Consider the following 22,897-nt stretch of genomic DNA (forward strand, 5'->3'; position numbering starts at 1 on the left):
AGTATCTATTTAAGAACCATAATGATAGTATTGTTTCTGTTAGTATTTTAATTATAAATCAGTGATTTATTATTTAGTTTCTATTTTAAATGCAAGTGTTTTTGACTCTGTAAACTTGTGATTCACTATAAAACATAAATTACAAAAAATAAGATAAAATATTCTTAACGCCGATTTTGTCATATCTGTCACCGAATTTTTATTATCACTTTTTGACCACCTCCCCCTATTCTGAGTTTGAGTTTAACAAGCTGTTAACTACCAAAAATCAGTTTAAAAACCGACAACAATAAATTGTTTTTGCAGGGGCTAAAACCTCTTATACAAAAACAGAACACACAACTGGAGATAGGCATGGGCAAGCAAACTGTAATAAAAACAAAAGGACAGGGACGGCATTTCAAGCGTAATGCAATTTTGATTTCGCTACTGGCTGCAGTTAATACAAGTTACGCGGCAGAGCAAGTAAATGACGATGTAGAAGTGATTGAAGTACGTGGTATTCGTTCTTCAACCGCAGAAAACTTAGCAATAAAACGACTTTCAGCTGCAACCGTCGATGCAATTACAGCAGAGGATATTGGTAAATTTCCTGATAAAAATGTCGCTGATTCATTGCAACGTGTATCGGGCGTTTTGATTGACCGCGATGGTGGCGAAGGTAGCCGTGTTAGTATTCGTGGTACGTCACCTGATTGGACACTTACCCAATTAAACGGTAACTATATCGCTTCATCAGGTTCTGGTACTCCTACCCGTAGTTTTAATTACACGCTATTGCCATCAAGCATGATCAAAAGTGTAGAAGTATACAAAAGTGCTGAAGCTCGCATTGATGAAGGCGGTATTGGTGGTACAGTTATTTTACACACCCGTAAACCGCTTGAAATGGAAGCAAACTCAGGGGCGTTAAGCGCTGAGGTAACTTACGATGATGTGTCTGAAGACACTAAGCCGCAAGTTAATGTGCTGTATTCATGGAAAAATGACGACGAAAACTTTGGTGTGCTTGCCGGATTTACTCGTCAAGATCGCACCGTAACAACCATCACTAACAACGCATCACACTGGCGTTTTCACTCAGATACCGTTGAAGGGGCAGAGCGCCCAGCGCTGGTAGACCAAGCCACAGGCGAAGTGTACAACAATGTGTGGGCGCCTCGTGCTATGTACGTTACAAACTCAAACCAAGACCGTACACGCGATGGTTATCAAGTGGCTGTTCAGTGGGCACCGAGTGACAGACTTGATTTAAACTTTAACTATTTTGGCGCCAAGCTAGGCTATGACCAATCTAGTCAAGCCATTACTTTTGCCGAGTGGAACGATAACCACAACCCGTATTACGGTATTGTGCTTGATGGCGATACGGTGGTTGCCTATGGTAATGCTGATAACGGTTTACTGAATGACAATAACTGGGGTGATGCCGATGTAAATGGCGGTGTGCCCGTTCGTCGTGGTTTGTTATCGCCGCAGTTGACAGGGCGTGAACGCTTCGGTGAGTCTAAATCAAATACCTATGATTTTGAAGGCACTTATTATGGCGATACTTACAGCGTTACATTAAAGCTTGGTCATACCGAAGCTGAAGGTGGTACTTCAAAAGAAACCTACGCTAATATTGATGCACGATTAGGCTCAGTAAATAGCTGGTTATGGTCAATTCAAAACGGAAAACCAAGCTACGAAGTGTCGACTGATTTAGCTACCGATAAACAAGCGTACCAATATTATGATTGGTTTGATTCTTATTCATCTGAAAATGAAGACTCAGAAGATTACATTCAAACTGATGTAAAATTTGACCTAGATGGCAGCTTTTTCACCCGTGTCTATGTGGGGGCTAAATACCGCGACCACGAAATTAAAGGTATTCGTAACGACTTTCGTTGGGATGACGGCATAGCGGATAACGGTGGTTACCGTGGTTATTTACCGGGAACTGAGTGGTTCCATAATCCAGATTTTCACCCGGATGCACCAACATTGGTGAGCGACCATGTTGTTGATAACAGTGCGGGTGATACCGGTGCATTTAACTTCTTAGCGTTTGATTTTGGAGCGCTTGATAACTACTTAAAAGAGAACTTTAGCCAAACAGTTGTGCCTTCACTGTCGGGCACCTATGCCCTTGAAGAGAAAATTTGGTCTGTTTACACACAAGCTGATTTTGAATGGCAATATTTCCGCGGCAATGTTGGTGTGCGCTATGTAAACACTGAGCTTAGCACTTTGACTTACGACGAAGTCATTGGCCATGATGATAATGATACAGACCCGAATGAACGCAGTAGTGATGGCAGTGAAGTATTACCAAGCTTCAACTTAGCATGGGATGCAACCGAAGACCTTGTTGTTCGCTTTGCTGCAGCGCGCACAATGGCAAGAGTGAGTTATTCAGACTTAAGCCAAGCGGAATCATACGGACCACCAGTTAACATTAACTCGCCGGATTCATGGACTGGTCGTGGTACAGGTACTTCTGTAAACACCGGACTTGAGCCAATGCTATCTGATCAATTCGATTTAGGTATTGAATGGTATTACGATGATGGCTCTGCGGTAGGGGCAACTTTATTCTCTAAGGATATTTCTAATTTACCGATTTCATCAGTGGAAATAGTTGAGCGTGAGCACAATTGTTGTAATGGCCCAATTGAAGTTGAAATGAACACCAAAGTGGGTGGCGGTGATGCAAAATCAGAAGGCTTAGAGCTGTTCTTCCAGCATTCGTTTGATAATGGCTTTGGTATTTTAACCAACTATACCTACACAGATACCAGCACCAGCGAAGTATCGACAGACGGGCAAAAAACAAAGGCTGAAATTCCAGGCACGGCTAAGCACCAATATAATGTATCGGTGTATTTTGAGAATGATGACTTTAGTGTTCGTGCGTCATATAACTGGAAAGACGACCGTGCCAACGGTATACACCAAGGCTACAACTTATATACCAAAGACTATGGTCAGCTTGATGTGAATGCCTCATATAACCTTACAGAGGATCTTTCGTTTACCGCGTCAGTTGTAAACCTAACAGAAGAGTTAGAAGAAGGTTATTGGAAACAAAGTAATCGCTTTACCTATAACCAATATTCGGGGCGTCGTTTTTACCTAGGCGCAAATTATAGCTTCTGACCTTAGATATGTTGTTTGTTGCAACCTAAAAAGGTACTTTTATAAAAGTACCTTTTTCTTAAAGACAATAATGATTGAATTTGTAGCGACTACCGAGCAAGACAAAACCTATTTACTCGACTTAAGGTTAAATACCATGGTTGAGCACTTAGAGAATCAGGGATTATTTTTATCACTTGAGCAGCATCAAGCACGAGTGGCAGAGCACTTTGAGCACAGTCATTTAGTGTTAAATAACGGGCAATGTGTAGGCGCTGCCAAGTTCATAGTTAGTGACCAAGCAATTAGTTTATTACAGCTACAAATTGCAGCTAAAGAGCAGGGCAAAGGGCTAGGCACAAAGGTGTTAGATGCACTAAAAGCGCAAACATCAGAAATTAATTTAACGGTGCTAAAAGCTAATCCAGCGTATGGGCTATATCAACGGGCAGGGTTTAAAACTCTAGGCGAAGATGACTACGAGTTTCATATGCAGTGGCAAAAATAAATACAGCAGAAATAAAAAAGGGCGCTGTTAAGAATAACTAAGCGCCCAATTTTGACTATTTCTTTTCTTCGTCAGGTAAAGTGACGTTTAGCTCAAGTACCGCTAAGTCATCTTCGTTTTGGTCAAACTGTACCTGAACTGCATCACTGTTTACATTCACGTATTTACGAATAACATCAAGTATGTCTTGTTTTAGCTGTGGTAAATAATCTGGTGTACCACGCTGTGAACGTTCGTGCGCGACGATGATCTGCAATCGCTCTTTTGCAAGTGACGCACTGCTTTTCTTTTCTGAGCGGAAGTAGTCAAGTAAAGACACATTAACCTCCAAAAATCCGTTTAAATAAGCCTTTCTTCTCTACGTCTAAGAAACGAAAATCAACAGTTTCGCCTAATAAACGATTGATAGCATCAGTGTACGCTTGGCCTGCATCCGATTCAGAATCTAAGATAACCGGTTGACCAGAGTTTGATGCACTAAGTACAGCTTGTGATTCTGGAATAACGCCCAGTAGTTTAATTGCTAAGATTTCTTGTACGTCTTCTACCGAAAGCATTTCGCCTTTTTCAACACGCTCAGGATTATAGCGAGTTAATAGCAAGTGTTCTTTTACGCTTTCAAGGCCTTCTTCAGCACGTTTTGATTTGCTGTGTAAAATACCTAGGATACGGTCAGAGTCACGTACTGATGATACTTCTGGATTAGTTGTAACAATCGCTTCGTCAGCGAAGTACATTGCCATCATTGCACCGGCTTCGATACCTGCAGGTGAATCACATACAATGTAATCAAAATCTTTTTTCAGCTCGTTTAGTACACGCTCAACACCATCACGGGTAAGGGCATCTTTATCGCGGGTTTGTGAAGCAGGTAAAATATGTAACTTATCAACGCGTTTATCTTTGATAAGCGCTTGGTTAAGGTTTGCTTCACCATTGATTACGTTTACGAAATCATAAACAACGCGGCGCTCACACCCCATGATAAGGTCAAGATTACGCAGACCAATATCAAAATCGATAATAACGGTTTTAAAGCCCTTAAGCGCTAAACCTGTGCCAATCGCAGCACTCGATGTGGTTTTACCAACACCACCTTTACCAGAAGTAACGACAATCACTTTTGCCATGAGATTTATCCTTTAACCAAAGCTGAAATTTCTAATGAATCATTTTTTTGTTGGATTTGTACTGCGCTACCCCAGTGTTCACCCTGAAGAGAGTCGCTGATCCAATAACTACCATTAATTGAAACAAGTTCTGCTTCTAATTTTTGGCAAAATATATGTGCTTCGTTGTAACCTTTTGCCCCTGCAATTGCACGGCCGCGAAGGGTGCCATAAATGTGCACGTTACCGTCGCTTATTACTTCGGCGCCATGACTTACAGAACCAATCACGATTAGGTCGCGGTCTTTTGCGTATACTTGCTGACCAGAGCGTACAGTGCCGCTAATAACCTGCGCAGGCAAATGAACGGTTTTTTCAACGATAGATGTATTTGTTTGTTGTTTAGCGGTTGCACCCTTAACGTCTTGTGAATAATTTAACACCGACAGGCCTGCAGCTTTCGCGCTTTCGTTTTGCTCTTGAGAGCCATTGCAAACGCCAACAGGGTTTAGCGAAAGACCGCTTAACATTGATTTTAAGAATGAGAAATCAAGTGTTTCGTCTTGTATGTCACTTAAGTTAATTACGATGGGGGCACCAGCAAAAAACTTAGGTGCTTGGGCGATTTTCTCATCTAACTGCTTACTTAAGAGGGATGTATCTGCTGAAAATAAATGTAAAACAGATAACGTAAAAAGGTTCCCTTTTAGCTCAAAAATTTGTTCCGACATACACGCTCAATTGATTTGTTTTGATTAGTATAGTTTGTATATAAACACAGGCTGAACAAGGCATACACAGTAAAAACTAATCTATTTTTTCTAACTTATTATTTGACTCATGTTATAGTGTGCGACTTCGTTAAGCAAGATATTATAGGGCCATAATGCTAACTGCGGTGTATAAAAGTATTAAAAAAGCGGATACTTACCTTTTTATTGAAAAAAGAGACGATTTTGGTCGTGTTCCTGAACCTTTACTAGAAACGTTTGGTCAACCTAAATACGTAATGATGATCAATCTTGCTAGTCGTGAAAAGTTAGGTTTTGCAGATATCGAAACGGTTAAGCAAGCGTTAATTGATAAAGGTTTCTACTTACAATTACCACCGCCAGAAGAAAACCTGTTAACCCAATTCAAAAAAAACAAGGGAGTTGAGAGTGATTAAAAAACTTGCCGTTATTTTACTTAGTGCCACTTTGAGCACATCAGTACTGGCAGAAGAAAAAACCCAAGCTGATTTTGACGTTTACGTTGCTGCATTAAAAAAAGAAGCAATTGAAAAGGGCTATGATCAAGCCCTGATTGAGCAAGCATTCGCAACGGCTAAATTTAAAAAGAAAGTAATCTCAGCAGATAAAAATCAGCCAGAAGTAAAAGAAACCCTCGAAACTTATTTACCAAAACGTGTGCCGCAATGGAAAATTGACCGCGCGCGTAAGTTATACAAAGAAAACCAAGACGTTCTAGAAAAAGTAGCCAAAGAATACGGCGTTCAAGCACGTTTTATTGTTGCACTTTGGGGCCTTGAAAGTAACTTCGGTAAAATCCAAGGTGGTCACAGTGTAATTGCATCATTAGTAACACTTGCTTTTGATGGTCGCCGCGAAACCATGTACAAAAACCAACTTTGGGCAGCGCTTGATATCTTAAAAGAGGGGCACATTACCCTTGATAAGTTTAAAGGCTCGTGGGCTGGCGCAATGGGGCAAACGCAGTTTATGCCAACCTCATTTAACGCTTACGCTGTTGATTACAATGGTGATGGCCGCAAAGACATTTGGACCACAGAAGAAGACGCATTTGCTTCAATCGCCAATTACTTAAAGCAAGCAGGTTGGAACGATGATTTAACCTGGGGTCGCCAAGTTAAATTACCTGAAGGCTTTGATAACTCAAATATTCTTAAGCGTGGCACTAGAACACGCAGCCAATGGTTAGAGTATTGGAAAGAGTCAGAACGCAGCCTTGCTGATTGGCAAGCTCTTGGGGTTCGTAAAATGGATGGTAGCGACTTACCAAACGTTGATATTACTGCCGCAATGGTAATGCCTGATGACGTAAACGGTCGTATGTATCTAGCCTACGATAACTACAAAGCACTTATGCATTGGAATCGCTCGTATTACTTTGCAACCAGTGTTGGTTACTTATCAGACCGCATCGGTTACCCAGCGATTAAGTAATTGATTAATAAAAGTTAGCAAGTACCAAGGGTAAAGCTACAAGTTTTACCCGAGCTACTTGCTAACTTACTCGGCGTTAAAACGCCTCCTACGTCGAGAAATTGTATTGGTGTAGGTCGTCATTTATGGCGACACAATCTTGAACATTTTTTGTAGGAGCGGCTTCAGCCGTGAATTTAGATGTTCGGCGTTGAAACGCCTCCGACAAACTCGCAAACTTTCCCATCGATAAAACCTTTAAACGTTTACTTTGAGTGCTTTTTGCAGTGCCTCTACGTTTTTACAGCCAAGGTATATGTTTTTTCCGTCAGTTAAAGTTATTTTAACGGCATTTCCAACTGAGGCATTATATAACCAGCCATCACTTAGCATACGTATACCAATTCCTTGATACCATTTTGTTTGGTATGTAGAAGTATCATTAATTTTAGATAATTCAACACTTTTGCTAATAATCCCAAACCCAAAATACCAACGAAGCGTTTGATCATCGATGACAATTGTTAGTGAAAAGAATAACAAAGTAATAAGCAGGTTTATCGATAATATAATTATTTTGAGGCCAGCCAGTTCAGGCGATAAGAATATAAAGGCACTAATCACTAATAAAATAATAATTAACGAGTAATTTATTTCTGTCTGTTTATACATAGATTAATATCCTTTTAAGTCAGAACGTAAATAAATACTTAATTATTAGTATAGCAAAGGCAAGAGCAGATATGATTACCCGTTCAAACGCGCTAAAGCACGACCTACAAAACATCGTAGGAACGGCTTCAGCCGTGAATCTTTGGATGTTTGGCTTTAAAGGCCTCTGTTGAGGGATTATATTGATGTAGGTCGTCATTTATGGCGACAAAACGTTAAATATTTTTCAAATGACGCGCTAAAGCACGACCTACAAAACACCGTAGGAATGGCTTCAGCCGTGAATCTTTGGATGTTTGGCTTTAAATGCCTCTGTTGAGGGATTATATTTATGTAGGTCGTCATTTATGGCGACAAAACGTTAAATATTTTTCAAATGACGCGCTAAAGCACGACCTACAAGAGTGCGCGCGAAACAAGTTTCACGCCTACAAGGTCTAACTTGGTAACTTACTCACTCTTCGCCGGCTTTTTCAAAATCTTATCTTTAAAATCAAGTACCTTGCCAATGCCAGAGCCTAGTTTCATTAGGCTTTGAAGTTGCTCAGGGCTTAAACGTTGTAGCTCTGCAGACCATTTGGTTACAGTTTCGAGCAGGTCGTGAATTTCTTGCATTTGCTGCTGAGCAAAGCGCTCATCATCAGTGTGGGCTTCTTCTAAAATGTTATCGCGAAGCAGGCTAAGGGTTGGGTCTATCTCGCGCTTTTTACGCTCTTCGAATACACGGTTGGCCATATCCCAAATGCTGCCAGCAGGGCCGTAGTATTCTTTACGGTCACCCGGAATATGATGCACTTTAATTAAGCGCCAAGACTGTAGCTCTTTAATACCCATACTGACGTTTCCGCGCGAGATACTTAAGGTATCGGCAATTTCATTGGCGGTCATTGGTTCTTTAGTAATGGTTAATAATCCACACATTTGACCAATGGTGCGGTTAAAGCCCCAACGGCTACCCATTTCACCGCAGTGCATAACAAAAGCTAAGTTTTTTTCAGATAGGCTCATAATTTTTAGTATTCAAAAATTTCAGAAATTAAATGCTAGCACGCTCGGGGTATAACTAAAAGAAATAGCCACTATGCAATCTGCTACTACTAAAGTGTAGATACGCCACATTTTAAATTTAAGTTATTGAATTTAAATAATAGTTTAATTAAATGCCGCAGTGATTAGCTATTTGATGTGGATCAATAATAGTGACAGTTAATAAGTTTATCGTATAGGCTGAAATCTAATAATACCATGGAGGAACGTTATGAAAGCTGCAGTAAATAAAGAGTACAAGGGTAAATTAACTATCGAAGATATTCCATGCCCAGAGGTGGGAATTAACGATGTGCTAGTTAAAATTGCCGCATGTGGAGTGTGCCACACAGATTTACATGCTTGTCATGGAGATTGGCCAGTCAAACCAAAAATGCCATTAGTACCGGGCCATGAAGGGGTAGGTACTATCGAAAAAGTAGGCGCAAACATTAAACACTTATCAGTAGGCGACCGTGTCGGTGTTCCTTGGTTATATAGCGCCTGTGGTCATTGTGAGTTTTGTTTAGAAGGTAAAGAAACCTTATGCCTTGAGCAGCACAACACTGGGTATTCAGTTGATGGTGGTTACGCCGAGTACTGTGTAGCCCATGGTGATTACGTGGTTAAAATTCCTGAAGGATTAGGGTTTGCAGAAGCCGCACCACTATTTTGTGCGGGGGTTACAACCTATAAAGCGCTTAAAGTTACCGATGCCAAAGCGGGTGATTGGGTGGCAATTGTCGGTGTAGGCGGCCTTGGCCATTTAGCAGTGCAATACGCAAAAGCAATGGGCTTTAATGTGATTGCTGTTGATACCGGCGAGAGCAAGTTGGCACTAGCCAAAGAGCTTGGCGCAGACATCACCATAGATTTTATGAAGCAAGTGCCCTCAGAAACCATTTTTGAAAAAGTAGGCGGCGCACATGCAGTTGTGTGTACGGCCGTTTCAAAACCCGGTTTTGAGCAAGCTTATAAAAGCGTGCGCCGTGGCGGTAAATGCGTGCTTGTAGGTTTACCACCAGAAGATATGCCATTACCAATTTTCGATACCGTGTTAAATGGTGTGTCTGTTGTAGGCTCAATCGTTGGTACGCGTAAAGACTTACAAGAATGCCTCGACTTTGCAGCGAAAGGTAAAGTTAAAGCCATTATTGAAGAAAAACGCCTCGAAGATATCAACGATATATTCGACGACATGCTAAAAGGCGATATCACAGGCCGAATCGTGATGACGCTTTAAGCTAAGTCAGTTAAGGCTGTCAGGTTTAGCTGAGTGATCAATTAAATCTGACAGTCACATTACACATAGGATCAATAAGTTAACTTGTTCAGTTTCTGCCTAATTTTTACATAATGGTTAGAATAAAATTGTTTATCTAGCTAAGGTTAGGTGTAATTAAAGCTGATTATAAGCTGAGCAATTCAGGGAAAGCTAAAATAATAATAGAGCAAATTAAACTAGCTAAGAGAGCTAGAACCTCTATAAAGCCTAATTTTAGTATACCCACAGCATAAACAACAGCATATGTTGCATAACAGGCAAGTAGCATCTCAGTCCAAAAAGTGAGTATTCGACATAAACTACAGGTTACTAAATACTAAAATTTAATTTTTATAATAACTTTGAATCAAGGAGAGAATCTTGAAATTAGAAAAACTTATCATACGCAATTTTAGAGGGATTGGATTTGCTGAAATTGATATCAACGACTTCACAACCCTTGTTGGGCCAAATAATATTGGCAAATCGACAATACTAAATGCTATCCATTTGGTTCTTGATAATAAAAAACCAAAATTAGAAGATTGGCCTGGTCAAAAGGCATCAGATCAAATAATGGAAATTATATGTGAATTTGGTACTCTCGAAGAATGGGAAAAGAACAAACCTGCAATATCTAAATTACTTTTCGGAGACAGATTAAAAATTCGTGTTTCTGCTGAATGGAATGCAGAGCAGACAGATTATAGTTACGAATACTCTGTTTATAATACAGAAAACAAGTTTCCATGGTCTGACGAAAGTTTCACTAATGCAAAAAAAGATGCTACATGTAAAACGATATTTAACGAGTTGGGAATTACTTCTGCTGCTGCTTTCAAAGAGAGGGCTTCTGAATTGGAAACACACGCTCTAACTAATCATTCAGAGCATGTTATTCAGTCGGAAGATTGGCACGTTAAGAAATTTGCAAACTCGTTACAACAAGCGGTCCCACATGTAATGTATGTTCCTGCAAGCTTCAAAATAGAAGATGAGCTAAAAGCAACAAATAACAGTCCTTTTTCATTTCTTTTTACTAACAAACTATTCCCACAAGTTAAGAATGATAATACTTACCAAGATTACATCACCAAGGCTGAATTATTACAGAATAAGTTGAAGGGACAAGCTGAGGACGGTAGTGAAATAGAAGGGTTGGGAGATGCACTAGAGCAGGTTTCAAGTACGCTGAATCAGATTTTAGATTTTGATTCAAAGGTAAGGCTTGCAGTTGGTGATATTGATATCGAACCTTTATTTATGAAAGCAGCAACTTTTCTCGTAGACGAAGAAATTGAAACAAGCCTTCAATATCAGGGCAGTGGTGTTCAAAGGGCATTAGCTTTCGCAATGCTGGAAAGTAACGCTGCGATAGAATCTGAAGTTTCCGGTGAACAAAGAACAGTTATTGTTCTCTATGAGGAACCAGAGCTTTATATTCACCCTCACCTAATGCGGAGATTAAAATCAACGTTGCAAGAAAGGTCAAATTCTCCTAAGTGGCAAGTTATTTGTTCTACATATTCTCCTTTCCTAATAAATCTTGCAGAGAAACCAGAGTCACTAAAGTTAATAAAAAGAAATATGGGAAATGAACGTCAAGTTCATGAAGTAAAAAGTAATATTTTTGAAATTAATGAAGAATATGATGAACGTACAATCTTAAGAGCTGCATTAGATTTCCACCCTACAGTGTGTGAAAGCTTATTTGCGAAGCGTGTTGTCATAGTTGAAGGCGATACGGAAGTGGCAGTATTTAGCATGATTGGTGAATTAGCTCAAAAATTAGGAGTTGAAGGTAGTCTAGATAAAGATACCACCGTAGTTTCGGCTGGAGGCAAATGGACAATACCTGCATTGGCTAAAGTTCTAAATGCTCTTGATATTGATTATCGGGTTATTCATGATACCGACAGGAAAGGTCTTTCTGATGCAGAATTGGAAGAGAAAGCAGCAATTCATCCATTCAAGGCTAACGCTAAAATATCGAATATAGCAACGGTAGATCGAGTTTTTTTAGTTGAAGATACTTTTGAACATGTCCTTTGGGATCAAGAGCAAAATGAATCGGTTAAGTCTACTGACAAGCCTTTTAATTCATGGAAAAGAGTGCGTGATTATATCGACGGTAAACAGGATTTAACTGAAAAATGTGAGTCAACGCTAAAAGAAATAGTAACTTTTGCATTCTGCAAATAAAGATATCACAAAGGCAAACAGCAGGGGTCAGCAAATCTGTGCTCCTGCTAGATGCTTTATGTAATAACTACTTATTTTCTCAAAAATCGTTCTTTTATGTTTATAAAAATACTCGAAATGATTCATAGCAACCCTGTTTTTCAAATCTTGTTGTAAAATTCAAAACTATAACGAACCCTCAAGACACAAAAAGCGCGGCTTACTTAAGCCGCGCTTTTTGCTCTTTATTCACAATTAAAGTGTGTAGCTAAAGGTTAATTTAGCATTACGCTCTTCACCTGGCATACCGCCTAAGAACATTGCTTTTGAGTAATAGGTTTTGTTAAACAAGTTATTTAGGTTTAACTGTAGTTTCCAATCATCTGTTTGGTATTGAATTGCGGCGTCGTACACCGTGTAGCTTGGTACGTAGCCATCAGGAATACCGAACGAGGTTGAATGAGTGCTGCGGTCATCAACATATTGTAAGCCTGCGCTAATTGTAAGTGGCTCGGCTAAATCAAACCATTTAGCGTCATAGCTTAACCAGCTGCTTGCTGTTACATAAGGCACACCTTTTTGGCGAGAATCAAAGCTTGATGAATTTGGATTTTGCTTATCGCGCGCGTCTTGATAAACCGCGTTTACGTTAAGTTTCCATTGCTCGTTTAAATCGGCATTTAAATCAAGCTCAACACCTTTGGTTTGCTCTTCCCCATCGTAAAAGCTTTTTGGTACTGATGGATCAGATACACCGGCTTCGTAATCTGGGTTGGCATACTCAAGGTTTGTACGAGCACTATCAAATACCACAAGTGATGCTAGTAGTTGATCGTCAAAGGCTTTTACACGCATACCAATGTCGTTACTGACTGACTCTGCGTCATCTCGGTCTGCTTCGTTACCCGATACACTGCCAAGTACGCTGTAGGCTGTACGACCTTTAGAGTGATTTACAAAGAACGAGATATCATCGCTCAGTTTGTAAGTTGCACCTAGGTTGTAGGTCATACCGCTGTCTGATGTATCTGCTTCTGGCGTTGGCTCGGCGGCACTAGCACGGTAGCGTGCATCAACACCAAAGTGTTCGTAGCTTTGTTTAATACGGTTAAAGGCAACGCCTACACGGGTTGTGAAAGTGTCGTGAATATAGGCAACATGTTGAATACCCACACCCCAAGCTTGAACCTTTTTGTTGTAATCGCTGGTTTTTAGCGGGTCGTAATCAAAAAAGCTGCCTTCGCCCCAGTTTGGGTTACGAATATCAAAAATGTAAGGTAATTGACCTTGGTAAATAACCTCTCCATCTTTGTTTTTAATGACCTGATCAGCATCGTAAATTGAGTATTGTTTAAAACGAATATCGCGGTCTTCGTAGTTGGCGTTTACAAGTAGTTCGTTATCAATACCGGCAAAGCTAAAGTCATAACGCAAGTCAGCAAAGTATTGCCATGATTTTTCGTCTGCTTCTACTTGGCGGTACTCTTGGCGACGCGCGGCAAATGGGTAAAGTACGTCATCAACCACTAAAGGAGCGCGCGGATCGGCATTGATCACGCCATTACGGTTCCAATAAACATAGTTATAAGCCCCCGTTTGGCGGGCAAAGCTCGATTCGTAATTACGGTATTGTAGTTGCTGATTTAAAAATAAATTATCAGTAATAAAGTAGTTATGAGTTAACTTAAAGCGTAGCTCTTCGCCTTCGTTGTCATTTGCCATTGGCGAGATAATACCGTTATGACCAAAGGTATAAGGTGTTAGGCCATCATTTGCTGCCAGTGAGTCTGCTAATTGTTGGCGTTGCTGATCGGTTAGTTGCAGACCTTTTGCAGTTGCATCGTTAATTAAATCGGCAGCGGTTACTTCACCTGCGGTTTTACCATTCACTGAGTCGCTGTTAAAAATACGAATAGGGTGGCCAATTGAATCAACGGCAATGGCATCTTTAATATAAGCGGCAGAAATCATGATGTCTTGCTTGTCGCTCAATACGTATTTTAATGCGCCATAAATTTCATCACGGTCGTCTTTTAAGTCGCGGTAACCATCGCTGCGAGCAGTTTTTGCGTTAACGCGATAAGCAAGGTTTTCGGTTAATGCTGCTGTGCTATCAAAGCCTAATGAGTAGCTATCCCATTGACCAAGCTCGGCATTAACGGTGTGTTTTTCAGTGAATTGTGGTTTCTTTTCAATTAGGTTGATAACACCACCTGCGCTACCCATACCATATAAGCCCGTTGCAGGGCCTTTAAGTACTTCTACAGATTCAACATTGGTCATTGAACGTGTTGGGTTAAAGGTGTTACCTAGGCCTGCACCACCGTACATGCCATCATAAGTATAGTTAGCGCCTAAACCGCGGATCACTAAGTTATCGCCAATGCCGTAGTTATTACCGGCTTGAGTTACACCACTGATGTTACGCACTAAGTCTTGTAAGTTTGTAGCGCCTTGCGAGTTGATAAGCTCTTGGTCTACAACCACTACAGGAGCTGGTGTTTCCATAAGGCTCATATTTGATTTAGTGGCAAGGCCAGAATCAAGTACTACACGGTTTTGTTTGTCGTATACGGTAATACGTTCAACTGAGTCTAAATCGTTGGCGTTTGCATTGAATGCGCTTAAGCAGGCTAGGGCTAAAATTGAGTATTTATGTGTCGTCATTATAGGTAAATTGTCGATGTTTTTCGGCAATGATAATGCGAGTTGTTTTCATTTCAAGTTTTATTTATCTGTTTTGGGTAATTTCCTTTTTTGTATACAGGTTGCTAACAACTGGTTTTATGGTTGGTAATCTTGTTTACGATATAGATACAAGAGGGGTTGCTGGCTTCACTCATGCAAAGCCAGCAAAATAGCTTATTTAAAAACTTTGCCGTCTTTCATAACAAATTGTACATCTTCAAGTACTGCAATGTTTTCAAGCGGGTTGCCTTTAACGGCAATAATATCGGCTAAGAAACCGCTTTTGATTTGGCCAAGTTGATCATCCACTTTTAACAGTTTAGCGCTATTGATGGTGGCAGACTGTAAGGCTTGCAGTGGGGTCATACCAAATTCAACCATACGCGAAAACTGCTTTGCGTTATCGCCATGCGGGTAAATGGCTGCATCGGTACCAAATACCATGTTTACGCCTGCTTTTACTGCACGGCTAAAGCTATCGCGTTGTTTTTTAGACACTTGGCGTTCTTTATTGAGGTTTTCTTCTGCAACCCCATTTTGTTCACCAAAGGTAAGAGTGTACTCAGTGTTGTAAATATCCATTGAGAACCAAGTGCCGTGTTCTTTGGCAAGTTTAATGGCTTCGTCATCAACAAAGCTAACGTGCTCAACACTGTCTACACCGGCAACAATGGCCGCTTTAATACCACTGGTACCATGCGCATGAGCAGCAACGGTTAGGCCGCGTAAATGAGCTTCGTCAACAATGGCGTTCATTTCGTCTTGGCTATATTGTTGAATACCGACTTTTGTGCCTTTTGAGAATACCCCGCCTGTAGCGCAAAACTTAATGGCATTAGCACCGTACTTAATGTTTTCACGTACTTTAGCACGCACTGCCCAAGGGCCATCGGCAACGCCTTCGGCGGTGTATTTCATTTCTGGTGGTAACCGGTTGTTATCACAGTGGCCGCCAGTAACACCTAAAGATGGGCCAGCCGCCCAAATACGTGGGCCAACAATATCGCCTGAGTTAATGCCATCGCGTACTGCAATCACGCTGTAGCCTTCTGCGCCTAAGTTACGCAGCGTTGTAAAGCCTGCATACAGTGTTTTTTCGGCAAAGTGCGCCGCTTTAATAGCTTTACGCGGAATCGATTGACCAATACGCTCACTGCGCGGCACGGTAGGGTCGCTTGTTAAATGCACATGCATATCCATTAAACCTGGTACCAGAGTCAGCTCTGGTAATTGAATATGCTTATCGCCGTCTTTTAAGTTTGGCTGTTTATTGCTTTGTACAGCTGTAATTTGACCATTATCTATACTGATAAGTGGTGATTTAATCAGTTTACCTGAATTTACATCTACCATGGCTTTTGCCGATAAGTAGGTGGTTGCGTAGGTATTTAGAGAGGTTAGGCAAGCTAGGCCTAGGCTAATAGCAAGGGCTGTCTTTTTCATTTTTATTCAAAATTGGTAAGTCGAGCCGCCACTCTAGCAATCAGCTTGCAAAGTGTAAATAAACTGCGATAAGTTGCAGCGATACTTGCTAAATAGGGAACTAAACCCTCATAATTTACGCGTACTTAATATAAGGGCAGGGAAAGAATGAAAAACGTAAAACTAGCACTACTTAGTTCGGCAGTGATGTTTGCATTACTTGGTTGTAATGAATCAACGCCAAGCAACGAAAAACCAACTCAGGCAGTAAGCAAACAAGCGCCAAGCGCAACGTCAGCCACAGAGCAACTAGATACATTACTAGCAGACTACTTTGAAGCAGGCTTAAAGTTTAATCCAATTGGTGGTACTTACATTGGCCGTAGCGAATTTAACGACCAATTTATTGCACCTATTAGTAAAGCAAACCGCGATGAGCAGCTTAACTTTGTTAAAGAATACAAGAACAAACTAGCAAATATCGACAAAGCGCAATTAAAGGGTCAGTCATTATTGAGCTACGAAATTCTAGCCCGCGATTTAGACCTTGCGATTGAAGGCGCTCAGTTTCCAAGTTACTTAATGCCAATTAACCAAATGGGCGGGGCGCATAATACCTTTGCTGCATTAGGTTCTGGGCAAAGTGCACAACCTTTTAACACGGTCGAAGATTATCAAGCATTTGAAAAACGAGCTGATGGTTTCATCGCTTGGTTAGACAGTGTTGAACAATCAATGCGCCAAGGCATGAAAGACAAAGTGGTTCTTCCTAAACCGCTTGCTGAAAAACTATTACCACAATTTCAAACTCATATCGTAGAAAAGCCAGAAGAGTCATTATTCTGGGGGCCAATTGCTCAGTTACCTGAGTCTTTCAGCGACGAGCAAAAAGCACAGCTAACAAGCGCGTACACGGCGATGATCAGCGAGCGTTTAGTGCCTGCGTATCAAAAAATGGCTGACTTTTTAGCGAATGAGTACATTCCAAATGCCCGTGAAAGCATTGGTTACAGTGACCTACCAAATGGTAAAGCTTGGTATGAGTACCAAATTAAACAGCATACAACGCTGAGCTTAAACGCCGATGAAATTCATGACATTGGTTTAAGCGAAGTATCGCGTATTTTATCTGAGATGAAAAAAGTCAAAGAGACAGTCGGTTTCGAAGGCGATTTAAAAGCGTTTTTTGAACACCTAAGAACCTCAGATGAGTTTTACTACGATACGCCAGAAGAGTTAATTGCCGCGTACGAAGCAGTAAAAGAAAAAATTGATGCTAAGCTGCCGCAAATGTTCGATATTGCGCCAAAAGCGCCATACGTTGTAAAAGCTGTTGAAGATTTCCGCGCTGAATCTGCTGCGGGTGCATCTTATCAGTCGCCAGCGCCAGATGGCTCACGCCCAGGTATTTTCTATATCAATACCTTTAACCTAAAAGCACAGCCTAAGTTTTTGCTTGAAACCTTGTCTATTCACGAAGCAGCGCCGGGTCACCACTTTCAAATTGCCTTGCAACAAGAAATTGAAGGATTACCACTATTCCGTAAATTTGGTGGTTACACGGTATTTGCAGAAGGTTGGGCATTGTATGCAGAAAGCTTAGGTAAAGAGCTTGGCTTATTTACCGACCCTTACATGTGGTACGGCCGTTTATCAGATGAGCAATTACGTGCAATGCGCTTAGTGCTTGATACTGGTTTCCACGCAAAAGGTTGGACACGTCAACAAGGTATTGATTACATGTTGGCTAACTCATCAATGGCCGAAAGCGACATTATCGCCGAAGTTGAGCGTTACATTGCATGGCCGGGCCAAGCGCTGTCGTACAAGTTAGGTCAGTTCAAAATTCAAGAACTACGTGACTACGCGAGCAAAGAGCTAGGCGATAAGTTCGACATTAAAGCTTTCCATACGCAAGTTCTGATTGATGGCGCATTACCTATGCCAATTCTTGAAGAGAAAATTAAGCGTTGGGTTAACGAGCAAAAGTAGCACCTTTGCGCGCATGCTGGCTTTACGCTAGAATGCGCGCTGTTTAGGGGCTTTGAGTAATACCATGTTAGAAGATCAATTTTGGCTTAAGCGCTCGCTTGAGCAAATGTCACAACCTGAATGGGAAGCCATTTGTGACGGCTGTGGTAAATGTTGTTTAAACACATTTATCGACAGTGAAGACGAAGATGAATTTACCGCAACGGATCAACTTCGCGAGGGTGAAGAACTTATTTTCACTAATATCGTTTGCCAATACCTAGACAACGACACCTGTGGGTGTAGCGAATATGCGAACCGCCAAACCTTGGTGCCTTCATGTGTAAAGCTCACTAAAGAAAACCTCAAAGATATCTTTTTTATGCCGCAAAGCTGTAGCTACCGCCGCCTTTACGAAGGCCGTGGCCTTGCGTCTTGGCACCCGCTACTAAACGGTGGCAGTAAAGACATGATGCATGAGTTGGGTATTTCTGTGCGTGACAAAACAGTGAAAGACTGTGATGTAGACCTAGATGACTTTGACCTTTACGTGGCCGAGTGGCCAACCAGAGACATTGATTAATGAGCACACTTAAAGCCAGCATTGGCTTGTTAAACCCAAAAAGCCCAACCAATGTGGGTGGCGTATTACGTGCCGCGGGTTGTTACAACGCCAAGCAGGTGTTTTTTACTGGTAGCCGCTATTTACGCGCTAATAAGTATCACACCGATACCAAAAATGTGCTTGAGCATATTCCACTTACGCAAGTTGAAAGCCTAGAGCAAGCTAAGCCTGACGGTGCCACAACGGTGGTGATTGAGCTTGTTGAAGGTGCAACGCCGCTGCCTGAATTTAAGCACCCTGAAAACGCATTTTATGTATTTGGCCCAGAAGATGGCTCGGTCAGTAAAGACGTGCTGAAATGGTGTGATGAAGTAGTGTATGTACCAACTATAGGCTGTATGAACCTAGCCGCAACCTGCAATGTTGTGCTGTACGACCGACTTGCCAAACTCGGTGGTATTGAGAGTTCAAACGACACCATTTGTAATAGTCGAGACACTAACAACTCACTTAAATGGCAACAAAAAAAGAGCGCTAAATAGCGCTCTTTTTAGATTCAAACTCAAAACTACTTTTTAGTAATTTGTACGTTACTTTCAAGGCCAATGCCGTTGTCGGTAATGTCTGTGGCAAGATACACACCTACAGGTTGGTCGCGTAGCGAATCAAGCTCAGCCATTTCTTCATCACTTAATTGACCCATTGATGCAATCGTATCAAGCAAAGGTAATAAGATTTTTTGTACGTCGAATGCCATGTTCACAAAGCCATTTTTAGTGACACTTTGCGACTCTAAAGTCTCGGCTATCTGCGCTGACTTATCACCCGTGAAAATCACAATATGATTTCCTTTAAGGGCCATTTTAATATCAAAGTTAAGTGGCACAGGCGATGGAATGTATTCATTGATCAGCACTGCATCACCATTGGCTGGTAGTTTTATGTTCGCAAGTGGCGGCACAAAACCTTGCGCAATTGAATACAAGCCATGGGCGTCGGTCGCAGATAGGGTAACGATGGCATCAAGTTTGTCTATTTGTGGGCCGTTGTAGTCATCAATGGTCAATGCAGCGTCTTGAACACTCACACTCATACCTTGCACGCCGTTTGCAAAACCCGACATCATAGCAAGGCCAGCGGTGCTTACTTCTTGCATTTCATTTTGTAGTGCGACAATTGGGCCACAGTTAAACTCAGCTGACTTAATTGCACCCGTTAATGTATTCGCTAGCGGCAGGACTTTTGCTACATCAATACCATAAGCAACACTCATCATTTGCCCGTCAAGCCCAGTGGTATGTTTTGGCACAAAACCACGCACGGCTTGTAGGGTATTTAGTAAGTCTTGATCTGTGCTTTGCAATATTGCTTTTACGTCAAAGTCGGCGTAGTCGGCGGTAATACGGGTTTTTGTTGTGCCAGATACTGTTGCAGGCCATTTTGCGGCAATGGCTGCAATATCATCTTGACACTCAGGAGTTGAAATCGCTGCAAATGCGTTTGATTGCTGGGCTTTATCAAGTAGCTCTTTGAGCATCTGGTGTAAGCGAGAGTCTTCTTTGCCAGTTACTGCATTGGCGATACGTTGATGATCAACAAAGCCAACCGAGTTGCCATCAAGCGAGAAAGTTTTAATAAGCTCAGGCAGTTTTTTAGTCTCAGCCAATGATTGAGCCGGCTTTTCTACACCAAGGGCAATACGTAAATCTTGATCATTAGAAAGCGCAGTGGTCAGTGTTAAGGTAGCCCAATTGTTGTGAGTTGATGCAATTAGGTTGAAGTTATCTAAGCCTTCAAGTTCAATCGCAAAGCGGGTGTAGCTTACGCCTTCAAGGCTTTCTGTTGTATACGCAATACCTGTTTCATCAGCAGATTGCTTAATGCTATTGATAATGCTGCTTTGATCAGCGACCTGAAAACGTACAATCGGCATTAAACCTTGCGCATACATCATGCCTTTGTAGTCATCACCAAAGCCCCAAATCGATTTGAAGGCATCGTAAGAGCTCAGTGATTGTTGGTATTTTTCCATCAGTGATGCAAGGAATAGGGCATTCTTATCATCAACGGTTTTAAGCTCAGCAATGATGGGCGTTAAATCGCTCGTGCCTTTCATTGCATCTGGCATAAGGGCAAAGTATTTGCTGTACGGAAACGGCTTAAGTTGACCATAAAAAACCGCCGTATCGGCAGGCACGTAAGCAAGCTCAGGTAAATCTACATCAACACTGGCTTTATTTTGAGAGTACAACAATGCACCTGCAACAATGGCAATCGCGCCTCCAGCAAGAAGCTTATTATTCATAGGATGAATTCCTTTTTCTTTAATTAGTTGAAAAACATACCATGATTATCATCAACAGTTCTAGGTTTAGATACCTCTTAGAGTGAGATCATTATTTTTGTTTGTTTCAAATTATGTCTGAATTTCATCGCAAATCTTAGTAATAAATAATTGCTCATGTCATTTTGAATAAATAAAAATAACGATAAGGAAAAGGATTTTGCAACTAAATCAATTTTTTAAAGTAGCAACAACCCTCGTAGCATCGGCTGTGTTAGCCGCTTGTAGTTCACAACCTGTTGCGTTGGATCCTGTTATTGGTGATACAGGGCAAGCTTTATCGACAATTGCACTTAAAAGTGATGTTAAGCACTACGATTTGGCACTTGAGGTATTTCCAGATAACCAACGTATTGAAGGTGTTGCTAGAACAGAGTTTAAAGTGCTAGAAGCCACTCAATTTGTAGAATTAAAATTGGATAGCCGCTTTACAATTAATGAAGTGAGCTCAAAAGGGGAGGCTCTTAAATATGAACGAGATGGCGGTGTAATTCGGGTTGACTTAGGTGAACAACAAGCAAAAGACAGCATGGTAAGCATTGCTATAGCCTATCAAGGGTTTCCTCATATAGCTAAAAATGCTCCTTGGGATGGCGGTTTTGTATTTTCAAAAACAGAGGAAGGTGAACCTTGGATAGCAACGGCTGTACAAGGTGAAGGCTGCGACTTATTTTGGCCATGTAAAGATCATTTTGCAGACAAAGCAGATAGTATGCGCATTCGTCTAACAGTACCAGAAGGACTAAGTGCGGTGACTAATGGCGTTTTACAAGAAGTGAAGCCAGTTGATGGTAATAAACAGCAGTTTGATTGGCTGTTATCAGTGCCAGCCAGTGACTATAACATTGCAATTAATATTGGCCCCTATACGCGAATTCAAACCGATTACACCAGTGTTAACGGCGCGACTGTACCCATCGAATTTTGGTCACTCAAAAAAAATGAGCAAAAAGCACGCGAGCTTATCGAAAATGATTTACGCCAACAGGTTATGTTTTTTGAAAAGATGCTTGGTCCATATCCATGGGGCGGTGAAAAGTTAGGTTTTGTTGAGACGCCACACTTAGGCATGGAACATCAAACAATCAACGCGTATGGTAAAAAATACAAACGCGACCCTAATGGTTATGATTGGTTACTGCAACACGAATTAGCTCATGAATGGTTTGGCAACTTAATGACTCATGAGAAGCTCAATGATGCATGGCTTCATGAAGGGTTTGGTTTTTATATGCAACCAAGTTACAGCCTATATAAGTTTGGTGACGCAGCTTATAACCACAGCATGTATAAGTCGTTTTTAGGGCTGAAAAACTGTAAAGCCATTGTGCTTGATGGACAAGTAACATCTGACCAAGCGTTTAACTCTGATATATATGGCAAGGGTGGCTGGACATTACACACTCTTCGCTGGCTAGTTGGTGAAGATATATTTTGGCAAGCAACACGTGAGCTACTTTATGGTTTGAACGACACTAAGCAATTGGCTTATCCAATTTCACCGCGCTATCGAAATACCGACGAGTTTATTAGCATTGTTAATCGTTTAACGGGTAAAGACTATCAATGGTTTTTTAATATGTATCTTAAGCAGGCTGAATTACCTAAACTTGATGTTGTTCAATCAGCTAACAGATTGACACTTAAATGGAACAAGAACTCTTTGCAAGGAAAGTCATTCCCTATGCCAGTTCCAGTGCAAATAAATGGCTCGTTGGAAACTTATTCTGTTGAAAGTGGCGAGATTAGCATTGCTTTAAAAGCGGGGGATCATGTGGTGATCGATCCAAACATGAAGGTGTTTAGGTATTTACCAATTATCGATAAATGTACAACTGAGCAATAGCGAATCAGCCCGG

At 41.2% G+C, this 22,897-nt stretch carries 18 protein-coding genes; 10 read left to right on the forward strand and 8 right to left on the reverse strand.

Annotated elements, in window-relative coordinates; genetic code table 11:
- The first annotated feature begins 354 nt into the window (after positions 1-354).
- Both ACSFVZ_RS08870 and ACSFVZ_RS08875 read left to right on the forward strand, forming a co-directional pair.
- Positions 355-3,144, forward strand: a complete 2,790-nt coding sequence (locus tag ACSFVZ_RS08870; protein WP_435558635.1) for a TonB-dependent receptor — start codon at positions 355-357, stop codon at positions 3,142-3,144.
- A 70-nt stretch (positions 3,145-3,214) separates the two neighbouring features.
- On the forward strand, positions 3,215-3,631 hold the full coding sequence (locus ACSFVZ_RS08875) for a GNAT family N-acetyltransferase (protein WP_435558636.1): 417 nt from the start codon (positions 3,215-3,217) through the stop codon (positions 3,629-3,631).
- 55 nt (positions 3,632-3,686) lie between these two features.
- Here ACSFVZ_RS08875 and minE read toward each other — a convergent pair whose 3' ends face one another.
- From minE to minC, 3 genes are read right to left on the reverse strand one after another with little or no spacing between them, the layout of a single operon-like run.
- A complete protein-coding gene (minE, locus tag ACSFVZ_RS08880; protein WP_135926433.1) occupies positions 3,687-3,950 on the reverse strand; it encodes a cell division topological specificity factor MinE in 264 nt (87 codons plus the stop codon).
- A gap of 1 nt (position 3,951) precedes the next feature.
- Positions 3,952-4,761, reverse strand: coding sequence for a septum site-determining protein MinD (gene minD / locus ACSFVZ_RS08885; protein ID WP_135926434.1), 810 nt, complete (start codon positions 4,759-4,761; stop codon positions 3,952-3,954).
- 5 nt (positions 4,762-4,766) lie between these two features.
- Positions 4,767-5,471 carry a septum site-determining protein MinC gene (gene minC, locus ACSFVZ_RS08890; RefSeq protein ID WP_135926435.1) on the reverse strand — a complete coding sequence of 235 codons (705 nt, stop codon included), beginning with the start codon at positions 5,469-5,471 and terminating at the stop codon, positions 4,767-4,769.
- A gap of 155 nt (positions 5,472-5,626) precedes the next feature.
- On the opposite strand from minC, the gene ACSFVZ_RS08895 reads away from it, so the two are divergent.
- Together ACSFVZ_RS08895 and ACSFVZ_RS08900 are read left to right on the forward strand one after the other, a co-directional pair.
- Entirely contained in the window at positions 5,627-5,908 is a 282-nt protein-coding gene (locus tag ACSFVZ_RS08895; RefSeq protein WP_135926436.1) for a YcgL domain-containing protein, read from the forward strand.
- On the forward strand, positions 5,901-6,926 hold the full coding sequence (locus tag ACSFVZ_RS08900) for a lytic murein transglycosylase (protein ID WP_435558637.1): 1,026 nt from the start codon (positions 5,901-5,903) through the stop codon (positions 6,924-6,926). The genes ACSFVZ_RS08895 and ACSFVZ_RS08900 overlap by 8 nt, the downstream gene beginning before the upstream one ends.
- A 237-nt stretch (positions 6,927-7,163) precedes the next feature.
- On the opposite strand, the gene ACSFVZ_RS08905 is transcribed toward ACSFVZ_RS08900, so the two are convergent.
- Together ACSFVZ_RS08905 and ACSFVZ_RS08910 are read right to left on the reverse strand one after the other, a co-directional pair.
- The gene (locus ACSFVZ_RS08905) at positions 7,164-7,577 is read right to left on the reverse strand and encodes a hypothetical protein (RefSeq protein WP_435558639.1); all 414 of its coding nucleotides are present in this window, start codon (positions 7,575-7,577) and stop codon (positions 7,164-7,166) included.
- A gap of 450 nt (positions 7,578-8,027) precedes the next feature.
- Positions 8,028-8,585 carry a GbsR/MarR family transcriptional regulator gene (locus tag ACSFVZ_RS08910; RefSeq protein ID WP_135926439.1) on the reverse strand — a complete coding sequence of 186 codons (558 nt, stop codon included), beginning with the start codon at positions 8,583-8,585 and terminating at the stop codon, positions 8,028-8,030.
- 250 nt (positions 8,586-8,835) lie between these two features.
- Here ACSFVZ_RS08910 and adhP point away from each other — a divergent pair, with 250 nt between their 5' ends.
- Both adhP and ACSFVZ_RS08920 read left to right on the forward strand, forming a co-directional pair.
- Positions 8,836-9,846 (forward strand): alcohol dehydrogenase AdhP, encoded by a 1,011-nt coding sequence (gene adhP / locus ACSFVZ_RS08915; protein WP_435558641.1) that lies wholly within the window; start codon positions 8,836-8,838, stop codon positions 9,844-9,846.
- 402 nt (positions 9,847-10,248) lie between these two features.
- Positions 10,249-12,069 (forward strand): ATP-dependent nuclease, encoded by a 1,821-nt coding sequence (locus ACSFVZ_RS08920; protein WP_435558642.1) that lies wholly within the window; start codon positions 10,249-10,251, stop codon positions 12,067-12,069.
- Between the two features lie 234 nt (positions 12,070-12,303).
- On the opposite strand, the gene ACSFVZ_RS08925 is transcribed toward ACSFVZ_RS08920, so the two are convergent.
- Both ACSFVZ_RS08925 and ACSFVZ_RS08930 read right to left on the reverse strand, forming a co-directional pair.
- On the reverse strand, positions 12,304-14,715 hold the full coding sequence (locus tag ACSFVZ_RS08925) for a TonB-dependent receptor (protein ID WP_435558643.1): 2,412 nt from the start codon (positions 14,713-14,715) through the stop codon (positions 12,304-12,306).
- Between the two features lie 195 nt (positions 14,716-14,910).
- A complete protein-coding gene (locus tag ACSFVZ_RS08930; RefSeq protein ID WP_435558644.1) occupies positions 14,911-16,179 on the reverse strand; it encodes a Xaa-Pro dipeptidase in 1,269 nt (422 codons plus the stop codon).
- A gap of 147 nt (positions 16,180-16,326) precedes the next feature.
- On the opposite strand from ACSFVZ_RS08930, the gene ACSFVZ_RS08935 reads away from it, so the two are divergent.
- The 3 genes from ACSFVZ_RS08935 to ACSFVZ_RS08945 all read left to right on the forward strand — a co-directional run bounded on the left by ACSFVZ_RS08935 (position 16,327) and on the right by ACSFVZ_RS08945 (position 19,236).
- A complete protein-coding gene (locus ACSFVZ_RS08935; RefSeq protein ID WP_435558645.1) occupies positions 16,327-18,150 on the forward strand; it encodes a DUF885 domain-containing protein in 1,824 nt (607 codons plus the stop codon).
- 64 nt (positions 18,151-18,214) lie between these two features.
- A complete protein-coding gene (locus tag ACSFVZ_RS08940; protein ID WP_054552059.1) occupies positions 18,215-18,712 on the forward strand; it encodes a YcgN family cysteine cluster protein in 498 nt (165 codons plus the stop codon).
- Entirely contained in the window at positions 18,712-19,236 is a 525-nt protein-coding gene (locus ACSFVZ_RS08945; protein ID WP_435558646.1) for an RNA methyltransferase, read from the forward strand. Before ACSFVZ_RS08940 ends, ACSFVZ_RS08945 begins: the two co-directional genes overlap by 1 nt.
- A 26-nt stretch (positions 19,237-19,262) precedes the next feature.
- On the opposite strand, the gene ACSFVZ_RS08950 is transcribed toward ACSFVZ_RS08945, so the two are convergent.
- Positions 19,263-20,999: a hypothetical protein gene (locus tag ACSFVZ_RS08950; protein WP_435558647.1), complete on the reverse strand. Its 1,737-nt coding sequence runs from the start codon at positions 20,997-20,999 to the stop codon at positions 19,263-19,265.
- A 199-nt stretch (positions 21,000-21,198) separates the two neighbouring features.
- On the opposite strand from ACSFVZ_RS08950, the gene ACSFVZ_RS08955 reads away from it, so the two are divergent.
- Positions 21,199-22,884, forward strand: a complete 1,686-nt coding sequence (locus tag ACSFVZ_RS08955; RefSeq protein WP_435558648.1) for a M1 family metallopeptidase — start codon at positions 21,199-21,201, stop codon at positions 22,882-22,884.
- The last annotated feature ends 13 nt before the right edge of the window (positions 22,885-22,897 follow it).

It is taken from the genome of Pseudoalteromonas nanhaiensis, assembly GCF_051235485.1.
Taxonomy (GTDB): Bacteria; Pseudomonadota; Gammaproteobacteria; order Enterobacterales; family Alteromonadaceae; genus Pseudoalteromonas; species Pseudoalteromonas lipolytica_C.